Annotated in this window: 12 protein-coding genes; 3 read left to right on the plus strand and 9 right to left on the minus strand. The window is 35.5% G+C overall.

Annotated features, from left to right (window positions below; all coding sequences use genetic code 11):
* Positions 1-10 precede the first annotated feature (10 nt).
* From cmk to lon, 3 genes are all read right to left on the minus strand, one after another.
* Positions 11-706 (minus strand): (d)CMP kinase, encoded by a 696-nt coding sequence (gene cmk, locus LOK78_RS14980; RefSeq protein ID WP_232635462.1) that lies wholly within the window; start codon positions 704-706, stop codon positions 11-13.
* A gap of 2 nt (positions 707-708) precedes the next feature.
* The gene (gene porQ, locus LOK78_RS14985) at positions 709-1,728 is read right to left on the minus strand and encodes a type IX secretion system protein PorQ (RefSeq protein WP_053970020.1); all 1,020 of its coding nucleotides are present in this window, start codon (positions 1,726-1,728) and stop codon (positions 709-711) included.
* A 97-nt stretch (positions 1,729-1,825) separates the two neighbouring features.
* Complete coding sequence (lon, locus tag LOK78_RS14990) at positions 1,826-4,276, minus strand: endopeptidase La (protein ID WP_053970021.1); 2,451 nt, start codon at positions 4,274-4,276, stop codon at positions 1,826-1,828.
* 227 nt (positions 4,277-4,503) lie between these two features.
* On the opposite strand from lon, the gene LOK78_RS14995 reads away from it, so the two are divergent.
* Genes LOK78_RS14995 through LOK78_RS15005 form a run of 3 tightly spaced genes read left to right on the plus strand, consistent with a single transcriptional unit; the run spans position 4,504 to position 6,712 of the window.
* The gene (locus tag LOK78_RS14995; protein ID WP_232395612.1) at positions 4,504-5,067 is read left to right on the plus strand and encodes an RNA polymerase sigma factor; all 564 of its coding nucleotides are present in this window, start codon (positions 4,504-4,506) and stop codon (positions 5,065-5,067) included.
* Positions 5,068-5,079: 12 nt separating this feature from the next.
* Positions 5,080-5,640, plus strand: coding sequence for a hypothetical protein (locus LOK78_RS15000; protein ID WP_232635463.1), 561 nt, complete (start codon positions 5,080-5,082; stop codon positions 5,638-5,640).
* Positions 5,618-6,712, plus strand: a complete 1,095-nt coding sequence (locus LOK78_RS15005) for a hypothetical protein (RefSeq protein WP_232635464.1) — start codon at positions 5,618-5,620, stop codon at positions 6,710-6,712. Before LOK78_RS15000 ends, LOK78_RS15005 begins: the two co-directional genes overlap by 23 nt.
* Before the next feature lie 59 nt (positions 6,713-6,771).
* On the opposite strand, the gene LOK78_RS15010 is transcribed toward LOK78_RS15005, so the two are convergent.
* From LOK78_RS15010 to glgB, 6 genes are all read right to left on the minus strand, one after another.
* Positions 6,772-7,368 carry a hypothetical protein gene (locus LOK78_RS15010; RefSeq protein WP_232635465.1) on the minus strand — a complete coding sequence of 199 codons (597 nt, stop codon included), beginning with the start codon at positions 7,366-7,368 and terminating at the stop codon, positions 6,772-6,774.
* Between the two features lie 108 nt (positions 7,369-7,476).
* Positions 7,477-8,424 (minus strand): DUF6252 domain-containing protein, encoded by a 948-nt coding sequence (locus LOK78_RS15015; protein WP_232635466.1) that lies wholly within the window; start codon positions 8,422-8,424, stop codon positions 7,477-7,479.
* A 31-nt stretch (positions 8,425-8,455) separates the two neighbouring features.
* Complete coding sequence (locus tag LOK78_RS15020) at positions 8,456-9,790, minus strand: MFS transporter (RefSeq protein ID WP_232395617.1); 1,335 nt, start codon at positions 9,788-9,790, stop codon at positions 8,456-8,458.
* 61 nt (positions 9,791-9,851) lie between these two features.
* Complete coding sequence (locus LOK78_RS15025) at positions 9,852-10,679, minus strand: M48 family metallopeptidase (protein WP_232635467.1); 828 nt, start codon at positions 10,677-10,679, stop codon at positions 9,852-9,854.
* Positions 10,680-10,761: 82 nt separating this feature from the next.
* A complete protein-coding gene (locus tag LOK78_RS15030) occupies positions 10,762-13,170 on the minus strand; it encodes a glycoside hydrolase family 31 protein (RefSeq protein WP_232635468.1) in 2,409 nt (802 codons plus the stop codon).
* A gap of 120 nt (positions 13,171-13,290) precedes the next feature.
* A complete protein-coding gene (glgB, locus tag LOK78_RS15035) occupies positions 13,291-15,201 on the minus strand; it encodes a 1,4-alpha-glucan branching protein GlgB (RefSeq protein WP_232635469.1) in 1,911 nt (636 codons plus the stop codon).
* Between the last annotated feature and the right edge of the window lies 1 nt (position 15,202).

Raw genomic sequence — 15,202 nt, forward strand, 5'->3', positions numbered from 1 at the left:
AATTAAAGGCTTAGTTTTTAGAACCAATAGCCTTTTGAACCAAGTCCATTATTTCACTAAAAACTTGTTCTTCAGTCAAATAAGAATTATCAATGTCAATAGCACCTTCGGCTCTTTTTAATGGGGATTGTTTTCTTGTAGAATCAATATGGTCACGTTCCCTCACGTTATTCAAAACATCATCAAACGAAATTTGATCTCCGCGAGCCTTTAACTCCTCATAACGTCGTTGTGCTCTCACCTGCTCAGATGCTGTCATAAATATTTTTATTTCAGCATTAGGAAAAACAACAGTTCCAATATCTCTCCCATCCATAACAACTCCTTTGTCTTCACCCAGTTTCCTCTGCTTTTTAACCAAAAAAGTCCGAACCTCAGGAACAGCAGCTACCTGACTTACAAAAGAAGACACATCTAAGGTTCTTATTTCTTTTTCAACATTTTCTCCATTCAAGTAAACCTCTGCAAATCCAACCTCTGAATTAAAATGAAAAGCTAAATCAATATCCTCAAGTCTTGAGATTAAGGTATCCTTATCAAAATGGTTATCATCAACCCATTGATGTCTCATGGCAAACAAAGTCACTACACGATACATGGCGCCGCTATCAACATATACATATCCCAATTTTGAAGCTAATTTCTTGGCGACCGTACTTTTTCCTGTCGAAGAATAACCATCTATGGCAATTGTAATTTTATCCATCCTTATCTCAAATCAATTTGTAAGCCAAAGAAATTGGCATTTGATGCACTTGTATATCTAGCGTGTGTGTAGCTAAAACGAAATTTATTCAACTTCACACCAAATCCGGCGGAAATTCCAGAAAAATTTCTTTCATCAACAATCCTTAATTCCTCACCCCTCCTAAAATTATATCCAATTCTAATGTTGAATCCGCCTTTTGGAAAAAATTCTGCTCCCAAGATGGTATGCCTTAATACATTAGTAAAAAAACCAACTTCTTCTTGTGTTTGATTTCCTTCCAAATCGGTTTCTGCCCGAGAAGGATTGGAAACTGAAATGGGCCACTTTTGAAGATTCTCAAAAGTGATGTGCCACCTTAAGGGAATATGCTCTAATGTTTGGGAAAGACCAAGAGCTACCTCAAATGGTAATGATTCTCTTTGTCCGGCATACGTAGTAATTTGAGTTCCAAAATTGCGAACTACCAAAGCTGCTTGAAATTCGATATCTTCATCTAAATATATCAAACCAGCATCTACAGCTGCACCAAAGGAATTATACTGTTCTAGTTTTGATGTTATTAATTTAATACTTCCACCTAAGTAAAAATCAGACCAACCCAATTGTTTGGCATAACCAAAAGAAACTGCCGCCTCATTACCCGTAAAGGAACCAGTTGCATTACCTAACTCATCATAACCGTCAAAGCTTCCGTAATTTATGTAATTGACACCTATGTGAAACGTTTGTGTTCTACGATCGACTGTATAGGCATATGCTGCCGTACCATAATTGATTCCTCCAAGATAATTACTATAGTTTACGGCCAACTGACCGTCCATTTCCACATTTATAGTTGCAGGATTGTATATGGCTTGAGTGACATCATAATCAATATTAGTGATCGTCTTGCCTCCCAATGCCGCTTGTCTTGGCGATGAAATTAAATTCAAAAACTGATAGGTTGACTCACCTCCTATTTGAGACCAGCCAACCAATGAAGTAAGAAAGAACAATAAAACCGGGTAGTTCTTTTTCATAGAGACGCAAAATAACTAAATCTATCTTAAAACGACTGTATGGTTTATTTATTTTTATTTAAAGAAAAAACCTCGAGAAAGTCTCGAGGTTACTCATTTATAATTCTTTTGCGTTATTGACTTTCTGATTGGTGAGTGCAATTTTAAGAACATCGCTCATATCACTAACATAATGGAAGGTTAATCCTTTAAGATATTCTTCTTTTATTTCGTTAATATCCCTTCTATTCTCTTCACAAAGCACTATCTCCTTAATTCTAGCTCGTTTGGCCGCCAAGATTTTCTCCTTAATTCCTCCCACTGGTAACACTTTACCTCTCAGAGTAATTTCACCTGTCATTGCTAAATTCTTCTTAACCTTTCTTTGAGTAAAGAGTGATACAAGCGATGTCAACATGGTGATACCAGCACTAGGTCCATCTTTTGGTGTAGCACCTTCAGGTACATGTATATGCACATTGTATTTATCAAATATCTCAGGGTTTAGATTAAATTCATCAGCATGAGCTTTAATATACTCCATGGCAATGGTGGCCGATTCCTTCATCACTTTACCAAGGTTTCCAGTAATGTTCAATTGACCTTTACCCTTTGATAATATAGATTCAATAAAAAGAATATCCCCTCCTACTTGAGTCCAAGCCAAACCAGTTACAACTCCAGCAACATTATTATTTTCGTATTTGTCACGCTCTAATCTTGGTGCTCCCAATACTTCAATAACATCATCATTGGTAACTTTCACGTGATATTCTTCTTCCATGGCTATATTCTTAGCTGCATATCTCACCATCTTGGCGATTTGCTTTTCCAATCCACGTACTCCCGATTCTCTTGTGTAACCTTCTACTATTTTCTCAAGCTGGGTTTTACCAATTTTTAAATCTTTAGCCGTTAAACCATGTTCTTTTAATTGCTTTGGAAGGAGATGTCTTTTAGCAATCTCCACTTTCTCTTCAATGGTATAACCAGTCACATTAATAATCTCCATTCTATCCCTTAAAGCAGGTTGAATGGTTGCCAAACTATTGGAAGTTGCAATAAACATGACTTTAGACAAATCAAATCCCATTTCTAGGAAATTGTCATAGAAATCACTGTTTTGCTCTGGGTCCAATACTTCCAGCATAGCAGATGAAGGATCCCCTTGATGGGAATTTGACAATTTATCAATTTCATCCAAAACAAATACAGGATTTGATGTACCTGCTTTTTTAAGGTTTTGAATAATCCTTCCAGGCATAGCTCCTATATAAGTTTTTCTATGCCCTCTAATTTCAGCTTCATCTCTTAATCCACCTAAAGACATTCTGATGTATTCCCTTCCCAATGCCTCTGCAATAGATTTACCCAAAGAGGTTTTACCAACACCTGGAGGGCCATACAAACATAGGATGGGAGATTTCATGTCATTTCTTAACTTAAGAACTGCCAAATACTCAATAATTCTCTTTTTAACATCATCTAATCCATAATGATCACGATCTAAAATTCTTTTGGCTCGTTTCAAGTCGAAATTGTCCTTGCTAAATTCATTCCAAGGCAAGTCTAGAAAAAGATCTAAATAATTTCTTTGGATTGAATACTCTGCCACCTGCGGATTCATACGGTGCATTTTTGCAATCTCCTTTTCGAAATGCTTAGCAACTTTTTCATCCCATTTCTTAGACTTGGAACGCTCCTTCATTTCTTCCAACTCTTCATCATAACTCACACCACCCAACTCTTCTTGAATGGTTTTCATTTGTTGATGAAGGAAATATTCGCGCTGCTGTTGGTTCATGTCATTTTGCACCTTCAATTGGATGTCATTTTTCAACTCCAATTTTTGGTACTCCAAGTTCATAAACTTTAAGGTTTCCAGAGCACGATCTTTTAAATCACTCGATTCCAACAAAGACTGCTTTTCTTGAACACTTAAGTTCATATTGGAAGAAACAAAATTGACCAAGAAAGAATTGCTTTGGATATTTTTAATAGCAAAGGAAGCTTCAGAAGGAATATTTGGACTTTCCTTAATAATCATCAATGATAAATCTTTGATAGATTCTATAATTGCCTCAAACTCCTTATTTGCTGGTTCTGGTTTCGTTTCAGAGACACCCTCTATCGTTGCCGTTATATAAGGTTCCTCAGTAATCACTTGATTGATTTGAAAACGCTTTTTACCTTGTAAAATAACCGTGGTATTTCCATCAGGCATTTTTAGCACCTTAAGAATTCTTGCTACCGTACCAGTTTGATGCAAGTCTTTAGCGGTAGGATTTTCAATTGCTTCATCCTTTTGAGCAACAACTCCAATTACTTTTCCGCCTTTATTGGCATCATTAATTAACTTAATAGACTTATCTCTACCAGCGGTGATTGGAATAACCACGCCTGGAAACAAAACCGTATTTCTTAATGAAAGAATAGGTAATGTCTCGGGTAATTCCTCTTTATTAATTTCTTCTTCATCCTCGGGTGTCATTAAAGGAATTAACTCTGAATTCTCGTCAAAATCTTGTAATGACAAACTGTCAAGATTTAAAATACTTGTCTTCTTCATATATTTATTTAGGTCAAACTGTCATAACTTAGTAGAAATAACAGCTAATATCTTTTTAATTCATTATTAATTATCACATCAATTGCCTTGTAACCCTTTAAAATAGTTAAGATAGGAAGCATTTGATTCCCCATTATTAGGCAATTAATATGCCAAGAAACTTTTTTTTGATACCTACTGTAACAATTTAAAAAAGCAATTATCTATATAATAACAAAACGTTTTAATTGTCACTAGCCAAACAAAATATTGAGCAATTAGTCGAGCTATGTAAATCCGGTAACCAATTTGCGCAGTTGGAAGTATACAACAGATATTACAAAGCCATGTACAATGTAAGCTATAGAATTGTCAAAGACAGTTTTGAAGCTGAAGACATTATGCAGGATGCGTTCTTATCTGCTTTCACAAAGCTTGACACATTGCACGATACAGTGACTTTTGGTTCGTGGTTAAAACGAATTGTAATTAACAAGAGTATTTACAACTATAAAAAAAGTCATAAATACCAAAACGTTCCTTATGATGATGTCGCCTTTAAAATGGAACAGGCAGATGATGGCATACCGAGTGATTATGAGTATACCAATGTTAAGGCCCAAACGGTCTTGGATACTTTAAACTCTTTAAAGGAAAGCTATCGAGTTGCACTAACGCTTCATCTTATTGAAGGCTATGATTATGAGGAAATAAGTGATATCATGGATATGTCTTATGCAAACTGCCGCACCACTATATCGCGTGCCAAAGCTAGCTTAAGACAAAAATTACAACCACAGGTTGAACATTAAATAAACCAAGTTATGAATGATCCATTAGACAAATTATTTGAAAACCTTAATACATCCTTTGATGTGGAAGTGCCCAATGAAGGACACCAAAAAAGGTTTCTAGATAAACTGAACAACCAAAATAAGGAGGTATTGAAAAAACCTTCCAAATTGAGAACACTTTGGAAACCTCTTATGGGTATTGCTGCTACTGCTGCCATTATATTAACAGTGCTCTTGGTTAATAAGCCTAGTGAATCATCCTATGATTTGGCAGCTGTATCACCTGAATTGGCTAAAACCGAAAGTTTTTTCACAGTCTCTATTGAGTCTGAAATGAAAAAACTGGAAAATGTCACGGATCATGATACCCAAGCTTTGGTAAAAGATGCCATGATTCAAATGAGCAAATTGGAAATGGAGTATGAAAAGCTCAAATCCGATTTGAGAAAAAGCGGCGATGACAAACGTGTGATTTATGCCATGATTTCGAATTTTCAAAACCGAATCAACATTTTAGAAAGTACCCTTAAACAAATTGAATTAGTTAAACAGTTAAAAAACAATAACAATGAAAGCAACCAAACTATATAGCATCCTTTTTATCTTACTTTTGGCACCTGCCTTTTTAATGGCCACAAACCCAACTGAGCCAAAAAGTAAGCATACTAAAGAGAAAACTATCAAAAAAAGCTTTTCGGTAAATTCCGATGCCACACTAAAAGTTGATAATAGTTATGGAAATCTAAATATCATTACTTGGAACGAGAATAAAATTGATATTGAAGTTACCATTACTACAGACGGAAACAACCTAGATAAGGTTCAACAAAAGCTTGATGAAATTACCGTAGATTTTGAAGCCTCCCCAAGCCTGGTTTCTGCAAAAACCATTTTTAACAAAAATAAATCCAATAGCTGGTGGAACTGGAATGGTAATAACAAAGTGAACATGAAAATAAACTACGTTGTTAAAATGCCCGTTTCAAATTCTGTTGACCTTAGTAATGACTACGGAAATATTAACCTAGACAAATTGGAAGGTAATGCCAACATCAGTTGTGATTACGGAAAAATTATCACTAAAGAGCTCATGGGAGAAAGCAACCGACTAAATTTTGACTACACCAGTGGTTGTTATTTTGATTACATTAATAATGGATATATCAATGCTGATTACAGTGGGTTTACGGTTTCTAAATCAAAAAACTTAAAGATAAATGCAGATTATACCAATTCTGAAGTGGAAGCTGTTGAAAGTATTGAATACAATTGTGATTATGGCAATATGAAGATCAAAAAGGCCAATAACATTAAAGGATCAGGAGACTACCTTAATGTAATGATAGGAGAAGTATATCAAAATGTTAAGATAGATGCTGATTATGGATCTATAAAAATTGAAGAAATGACAGCTGGAGCAAAAAATCTTGAAATCGATGGTGAATATACAGGCATCAAAGTAGGTTATAATGCCAACTATCAGTTTCAATTTGATATAGACTTGGAATATGCTTCCTTAAGTGGTGGAGATGATTTCACTTTTACTTCTAAAGAGAAAGATGGCAGTGATAAGAAATATGTAGGCCACTATGGCGGTCAAAGTAGCGGAAACTATGTTAAGATATCTTCAGATTACGGAGGTGTCACCATGCACAAAAAATAGCCAACTATAAAAAAAGCCACTCAAATTTGAGTGGCTTTTATCTTTAATATAAAGTCAATTTATATTTTATAAAGAACGGTAGTTGAATTAATTTGAGTGGTTGTTTCTACTCCATTTACCGTTTCGTTGATGGTTTCATTTTGAGATAAGGTTAAAATTTGCCCATCATTACTCAAATTGTAATCGGTGGTTTGTTGTCCTCCAAATTCTGATAAATCCATTCCTTGAAATTCAAAGGTAAAAAATGGATCACTGGTGGTCATGGTTCCATTTTCTGTTGTGTAGGTACCACTGCCAGTAACATTACTGTAGGTCTCCGATCCATTTTCCATTTCCATACCAGCCATATAAAAAACAGCACTTAGCGTATAACTTCCATTGGTATTGTAAGCATCTTCAGTAAAAGTTACTACATAATCAAAATCAGATCCTGTAATAACCCCATTGACAGATATAGCTTGTCCTAAATAATTCGAGTTTGTAGTTGTTTCAGCTTCAAAAGAAACCATTTCCCAATCCCCCACTAAACCTGCGGGATCGGTATTGCCAGTGTCAGTTCCAAATTCACCTTCTAAAGTTTCATTGTCGCAAGATTGAAATGTGAAAACCGAAAAGGCTAAAAATAGAAAAGTAAGATATTTGATAGATTGGTTCATAATTTAGTTGTTTTTCGCAAACATAATCATTTTTTATTTTATGAGAATTTTGAGAACAAAAAAGCCACTCTAAGAGAGTGGCTCAAACTTATAATATGATCAAATATTTTAATAGTAAACATCAAAGCTACCATTAGAAATAGTCATTGTAGAACCATCTTCAAATTCTCCACTACAATTAAAAGAACCAACTAAATGTCCTGTTGCCAAATCATGAGTAGTCACCTGAATGGTTCCTTCAATAAAAGGCATATTTGATGGGTCATTAAAATCATAATACTGAACATATAAAAACGGGCTTATACCTTGAGTTTCCATACTAAAAGGATAACTTCCTACTGTAATATCAGAAGGCAGTGACACCGAAATAGTTTCAAGAGCATTGGTAGTACCAGAAATACCAATACTAAATCCACTACTTGCATCAACATTAACTACATCTTCTTCAAATTCAACACCATCAATTTCAGCATAAAATTCATTACCATTAGGGTTATTATTTGGTAATTCATCTTCAAAACTGACATTGGTAAAACTCCCATTTGTAAACTCTATGGAATTGGGTGATGCATTAACATTATAACCTGTAAAAGAAAAAGTGCCAGATATGGTATTATTTTGATAATCAATATTGGTAATGACAACTTCTCCAGCCGAAATCATAAGATTAGTAGGATTAGCGGAATCCCAAGTTTGACTATCTGCTTGGGCCGGATTCTGTGTAGCCATATAACTGACAAGATTAGGAAAAGTGGTTGGGTTATTTAAATCAAGTAATCCCAATTGATAGGTTCCCTCAGAATTACCCATAAGTGCAACGGCAAAAGCCTCATCGCCACTTATCGCTCCTATGGATATCATATTATCGAGCACCGTAGCACCAACTTGGTTTGTTTGAAACGTACTTCCGTTGAAATCTACTTGAAAATTCCCTGCTGAAGCTGGCATTTCCCCATTTCCGAACTCACCTTCCAAAGGTTCGTTCTCACAAGATTGAATAAAAAATAATGCAATAAAAAGGAATAAGCTGGAATACAGTTGTTTGGTATAGTTCATAAAATTTGGGTTTTAGCAAACATAATAAAAATTATTCTTTTTGATATCTAGGAACCCTGAACAACAAAATTATCCCTAGTAAAAAGAATATAAACAAGAACACAATCGCATTTCTCATACTACCAGTAACTTGGTCTATAGTTCCATATAAAACCATTCCAATGACGATTCCTATTTTTTCGGAAACATCAAAAAAACTGAAGTAAGATGTAGTATCCTTGGTTTCTGGTAAAAATTTGGAATATGTAGATCTCGACAGAGCTTGAATGCCCCCCATTACCAAACCTACCATAGATGCTGTAGCGTAAAATTGGTAGGGTGTAGTTACAAAATAGGCTACAAAACACATTGTCATCCAAACAAAGTTTACAGCAATTAATGTTTTGATATTCCCAAACTTAGCCGAGGCCCTAGAAGTCAAAACAGCTCCTACTATAGCTAGTAATTGTATAACCAAAATACTCACAATCAATCCCATGGTTTTCTCTTCTTCTCCACCCCATTCAATTTCTTGCTCTCCAAAATAAGTAGCCACCAGCATAATAGTTTGTACAGCCATACTGTAAACAAAAAAGGCATATAGATACCTTTTTAGTTGGAGGTTCTCTTTGAGAGCTTCCCAAACTTTCTTCAATTCCTTAAAACCATTGAAGATAACATCTTTTGTTACTTTACGACCTTTGGAAACACCTTTAGGAAGCACATAAAAAGTGTATTGGCTAAAAAGAATCCACCAGATCCCTACGGTAATAAAGGAACACCTCATGGCTTCAATTGCTGCTTCATTCTTTTGTTCCTCTGTAGTTCCTATATCAAACCCAAACCATTGTGGGTATAATACCATTGCCAAATTGGTTATTAACAAAAGGATACTTCCTATGTAGCCCATAGAGAATCCTTTGGCACTAATTTTATCTTGCTGCTCAGGATAGGCAATATCTGGCAAATAGGAATTATAAAAAACCAAACTGGACCAATAGCCTATTAATCCAAAAAAATAAAATAACAGTCCCCAATAAATGTGTTCTATTTTAAACCAATAAAGACCAATACAACCTAAGCCGCCCAAATAACAGAAAAACTTCATAAAAGCCTTTTTATTACCAACAAAATCGGCAATTCCCGAAAGGATGGGCGATGTAAATGCAACAACCAAAAAAGCAAAAGCTGTGATAAACGATATAAGAGCTGTGTTTTTAATCTCTAAACCAAAAATGGGTACTTGATTCCCATTAACGAAATTAAGGGTCCCATAAAATATGGGAAATATGGTTGAAGCGATGGTTAGGGTATAAACCGAATTGGCCCAATCATAAAAGGCCCAGGCATTTAATAATTTCTTGCTTCCTTTTTCAAATTGTGTCATAAAAAAAACTGCTCATTTTATTGAGCAGCTCCTAAAGTAAGTATTATTTCTTTAACGTAATTTAAAATTTTGTTATGGGTCTGTAAGATGTCACTCCAAATTTTTGAGCTTCTGCCTTAGCCTTTGGAGCTAAAGCTTTTAAGTTTGCAATCCTGGAATCGGTAGATGGGTGAGTACTTAAAATTTCTGGAGGTGATTGTCCGCCACTAGAACCCATTCTCACCCATAATCTTGAAGCCTCATCAGGATTGTAACCAGCAATTGCCATGATATACAAGCCTATCTTATCTGCTTCTTCTTCGTGTGATCTACTAAATGGTAGCATACCTCCCACCGTGGTCCCAATGCCATAGGCTTGATTATATAAACCGATATTTTCATCATCTTGTAAAGCCACATTCAACCCTACAGCGCCAATTTGTTGCAACATACTGGCACTCATGCGCTGTTGACCATGATTGGCCAAAGCATGTGCAACTTCATGCCCCATAATGGCTGCAATAGCTGTTTCGTTTTCGGCTATTGGAAGAATACCGGTATAGAATGCTATTTTACCACCGGGCATACACCAAGCGTTTGCCACTTCAGACTGAATTAAATTATATTCCCATCGATAATCTTTCAAGTAGCCCTGGTAGCCTAAAGCATTTAACCATCTTTCAGATGCCGTTGCAATTCTTTCTCCTACTCGTTTGATCATTTCTGCTTCAGCAGTACCTTTTACCACTTTGCTTTCTGATAACACTTGATTGTACTGTTGGAAAGATGATGGGAACAATTGGTCATTAGATACCATAGCCATCGTTTGTTTCCCAGTAAATGGATTTGTAGCGCACGATAAGAACAATAGCAACCCGCCAAAGGCTACTATCTTATTTTTAATATTCATAGTTAATGGTTTTGTGTTTTACTAAATTTACGAAAAAACCTACCTTTTGGATGGATATTAACAAAATTGTCACACTTTGAAGTTATTCCTTACCCGAAAGATCCAACTCTGTAAAACTCTCATCCACCACTATGGTTTGACAACCATTAACTTTAAGATGTTCCAATGGTTTTGATTCATTATCCAATTCGATATTGGTAATTTCAAAAGGCAAACCGTGAATTTGAATTTTGAACTTCTTATACTCCGTTTCAAAGGAACCTTCCTTGTGTTGTTGAATAATCAACTGGTTATCTCTTCCCGTTAATTTAAATGTTCTAAGACAAAAGCGTCCTTTCGTGTAGTCATAACCATCATGTGAATCATCAAAAAATTGACTATCCTCTTTTCCTTTTTTATAATACACATCTAAGACCACTTCATCAATCACTTTTTCTCCCACATATTGTTGTACTGGATACTTTGGAATAATAGCTCCTTCTTTTATAAAAATAGGCATGCTATCAATATCTGCATCTACCCACATTTCCTTACCTCCACGTACCACGGTATCAGTCCAGAAGTTATACCATTTACCTCTGGGTAAATACATTCTTCTACCTTTTGCATTAGGTTCTAAAATAGGACAGCCTAAAATATGTTCACCAAATACAAACTCATCTGTTCTGTAATGAGTGTGGGAATCTTCTTGATCAAACATAACTAAAGACTTCACCATTGGTGTTCCTTTTTCTACATAATGCCAAAAAGTGGTATAGAAATAAGGTAATAATTGGTAACGAAGTTCAATAAATTTCTTTACTATCTCGGTCACATCCTCATCAAAAGTCCATGGCTCTTGATCTCCATGATGTCCTGAAGAATGCACTCTAAAAAATGGATGAAAAACACCCAATTGAATCCATCTAGCAAAGAGTTCGCCGTGTGGTTGTTCAGCAAATCCCCCTATATCACTACCCGCGAACGAAAATCCTGACATGGCCATACGTTGCACTTGGATATTGGCAACCCATAAGTGTTCCCAATTAGCCACATTGTCACCTGTCCAAGTTGAGGTATATCGTTGTGTTCCTGAATAAGCTGCTCTAGTAATTACAAATGGACGCTTTGGATAAGAAAATTTCTTCAATCCTTGATAGGTCGCCCTTGCCATTTGCATACCGTAAATATTATGTGCTTTTCTATGACTGCATCTGTTACCTTCATAATCATGTCTTACATCATCTGGAAAGGTTTTATTAGGCACTTCCATAACAGCGGGTTCATTCATATCATTCCAAACCCCTTTAATTCCGATATCCTCAATGAGTTCTTTGAACAAACCAGACCACCATTCTCTAACTTCTGGATTTGTGAAATCTGGAAAATAACACTCTCCTGGCCAAACTTTCCCTTTCATGTATGGTCCATCGGCACGCTTGCAGAAGTAATCATTCTCCAATCCTTCCTGATAGACCCAATAATCTTTATCTACTTTTATTCCTGGATCGATGATGGCAACCGTCTTGAATCCTTCTTTTTCCAATTCTTTTACCATTCGTTTTGGATCAGGGAAATACTCCTTGTTCCAAGTAAAGCAACGGAAACCTTCCATATAATCGATATCCAAGTAAATGGCATCACAAGGAATTTGAAGTTCTCTAAACTTTGAAGTAATTTCCTTAACCTTACTTTCTGGGTAATAGCTCCATTTACATTGATGGAAACCTAAAGCCCATAAAGGTGGTAATTGGTGTGGCTTTCCAGTTAAATCTGTATAGGCTTCAACTACGTCCGTCATTTTAGGTCCGTAGAAAAAGTAATAATTCATTTCACCGCCCTGTGCCCAAAAGCTGGTCACATTACGTCTTTCCTGAGCAAAATCAAAATAGGAACGGAACGTATTGTCAAAAAATACGCCGTATGCCTTTTTATTGATTAACCCCGTGTAAAACGGAATTGCTTTATAAATGGGATCGGTTTCTTTTCCGAAGGCATAAGAATCTGTAACCCAATTCTCATAGCGTCTTCCTTTCAGATTAAGGTGGTTGGGTTTATCACCCAATCCATAATAACTCTCTCCTTCTTGGGAAACTTTACTCATTTTTACAATATCACCACCAAACTCATAACTTTCTTCCCAGTGGAAACCTAATTCATCTTGATTGATTAAAGTTTGGTCCTTGCTATCATAAAGTTCGACCTTAAGATTGGCCTTGGACACTTTACAAATAAGTTTTGAGGTGGTAATAATATAACTGTTTTCTGCCTCTTCAATTTCCAATTGGTTGTAACCAGTACTGGCATATTTGGTGATGGCATATGAAAAATCTGGAGAAAAGATTCCAGTAGTTGAATATCTAAATCTTAAAACACTGTCCCTTAGTATTTGAATTTGAAGTGCGACATCATTTTCAGTAGTAAATACCAAGGTATCAACATCTTTAGTATAAGAAACTATTTTAGAGGGAAACGTATTTCCTTTTTGCTCTAACTCTGTATTAATAATCATAACCTGACATTGATTAAATAAAAATATTGTAAAAGAAAACAATTGCTGTCATAAAAAAAACTGCTTATGTAGAAACATATGCAGTTTTTATTAACTATAACGTTTGAAACAAGTTAATTATCATTTTTCATATTTAAAAGCTACCATGGACAAGGGCGGTAAATCAATCACAACAGAATATTTCCGAAAATGCCATGATTTGGCTGAAACCGACTTTGTCGGATTTTTATAGTTTCCTGTTCCGCTATATTTTTCCAAATCACTATTAAAAACTTCTTTGATTTTTCCAGTTTTTGAAAGACCTATTCGATACTTTTCCCTTGGTACAGGGGTTAAATTACACACCACAATGACATCTTCCTTTTTGTTCTCCCCTTTTCTTATAAAAGATAAAACAGAATTTTCATGATCATTGTAATCAATCCATTCAAAACCATCTTGAATAAATTGCGTTTTATAAAGTGCTGGTTCTTGCTTGTAAAAAATATTCAAGTCTTTTATCAATAATTGAACACCTTTATGGACTTTATAATCCAATAAATGCCAATCCAAACTCGATTGAAAATCCCATTCATCATATTGACCAAATTCATCTCCTTGAAACATCAACTTGGTTCCTGGATGGGCAAACATATAACTATATAGTAGTCTTAAATTGGCAAACCGTTGCCATTCATCACCTGGCATTCTACCTATTATAGAGCGCTTTCCATGCACAACTTCATCATGAGATAAAGGCAACATGAAATTCTCTGTAAAGGCATAAGTCATGGAAAAAGTAATATCATCCTGATGATATTTTCTATGAACCGGTGCTTTTGCAAAATATTCCAAAGTATCGTGCATCCAGCCCATCATCCATTTCATTCCAAATCCCAATCCTCCTAAAAAAACTGGTTTTGAAACTCCTGAATAAGCCGTAGATTCTTCGGCTATCGTTTGAACATCTGGAAAAGATGCATATACTTCTTTATTTAGATCTTCAAGAAATGAAATAGCATCCAAATTTTCATTGCCACCAAATTGATTCGGTTCCCATTCACCATCTTCTCTACTATAATCAAGATAAAGCATAGAAGCAACAGCATCAACCCTTAGGCCATCAACGTGATATTGATCCAACCAAAATATGGCATTACTAATCAAAAAGGATCTGACTTCATTTCTACTATAATTAAAGATCAAACTTTTCCAATCAGGGTGGTACCCTTTTCTTTTATCTGGGTGTTCATAAACACAGGTTCCATCAAAATTTCCTAAACCATGTGCGTCCTCTGGAAAATGAGAAGGCACCCAATCTAGGATAATACCAATACCCTCTTGATGTAGTTTATCAACTAAAAATTTAAATTCTTCTGGGTACCCAAAACGGGACGTTGGTGCAAAATACCCCGTAATTTGATATCCCCAACTGGGATCAAAAGGATATTCCATAACCGGCATCAACTCAACATGTGTAAAGTTCAAATCTTTCACATAAGCAACCAACTCGTCAGCCAACTCAAAATAGGAAAGTGAACGGTCTTCTTCTACCCTTTTTTTCCAAGATCCTAAATGTACCTCATAAACTGAAAATGGGGATTCTAAAGAATTATGATTCTTTCGACTTTTCATCCACTTGGCATCTTTCCATTTATAAGAATCTTCCCAAATAACAGATGCCGTACTTGGTGGATGCTCACATCTTCTGGCATAAGGATCGGCTTTCTCAGTAATGATTCCGTTATGATTACTGTGAATTTTGTATTTGTAAAGGTTTCCTTTTCCTATTCCCGGGATAAAACCTTCCCAAATACCACTACCATCCCAACGAACCATTAACTCATACTCACCATCCTTCCAAAAATTGAAATCGCCAACAACAGATACCTTTTTTGCTCCAGGAGCCCAAACTGCAAAATATGTTCCTTCTATTCCTTTGACCTCAGTAATATGGGATCCCATTTTCTCATAAAGTCTGTAATGTTTTCCAGCTTTAAAAAGATTGATATCAAACTCTGTAAATAAACTAAAGGGAGTTACTTTTGCCATA

Source organism: Mangrovimonas futianensis, assembly GCF_021245805.1.
GTDB classification, from domain to species: Bacteria; Bacteroidota; Bacteroidia; order Flavobacteriales; family Flavobacteriaceae; genus Mangrovimonas; species Mangrovimonas futianensis.

What these genes read in the sequence shown, in the direction of transcription:
- LOK78_RS15010 (WP_232635465.1), bottom strand. Translation starts at nt 7,368, where the DNA reads ATGAACCAATCTATCAAATATCTTACTTTTCTATTTTTAGCCTTTTCG.
- porQ (WP_053970020.1), bottom strand. Translation starts at nt 1,728, where the DNA reads ATGAAAAAGAACTACCCGGTTTTATTGTTCTTTCTTACTTCATTGGTT.
- LOK78_RS15020 (WP_232395617.1), bottom strand. Translation starts at nt 9,790, where the DNA reads ATGACACAATTTGAAAAAGGAAGCAAGAAATTATTAAATGCCTGGGCC.
- LOK78_RS15015 (WP_232635466.1), bottom strand. Translation starts at nt 8,424, where the DNA reads ATGAACTATACCAAACAACTGTATTCCAGCTTATTCCTTTTTATTGCA.
- cmk (WP_232635462.1), bottom strand. Translation starts at nt 706, where the DNA reads ATGGATAAAATTACAATTGCCATAGATGGTTATTCTTCGACAGGAAAA.
- glgB (WP_232635469.1), bottom strand. Translation starts at nt 15,201, where the DNA reads ATGGCAAAAGTAACTCCCTTTAGTTTATTTACAGAGTTTGATATCAAT.
- LOK78_RS15005 (WP_232635464.1), top strand. Translation starts at nt 5,618, where the DNA reads ATGAAAGCAACCAAACTATATAGCATCCTTTTTATCTTACTTTTGGCA.
- lon (WP_053970021.1), bottom strand. Translation starts at nt 4,276, where the DNA reads ATGAAGAAGACAAGTATTTTAAATCTTGACAGTTTGTCATTACAAGAT.
- LOK78_RS15025 (WP_232635467.1), bottom strand. Translation starts at nt 10,679, where the DNA reads ATGAATATTAAAAATAAGATAGTAGCCTTTGGCGGGTTGCTATTGTTC.
- LOK78_RS15030 (WP_232635468.1), bottom strand. Translation starts at nt 13,170, where the DNA reads ATGATTATTAATACAGAGTTAGAGCAAAAAGGAAATACGTTTCCCTCT.
- LOK78_RS15000 (WP_232635463.1), top strand. Translation starts at nt 5,080, where the DNA reads ATGAATGATCCATTAGACAAATTATTTGAAAACCTTAATACATCCTTT.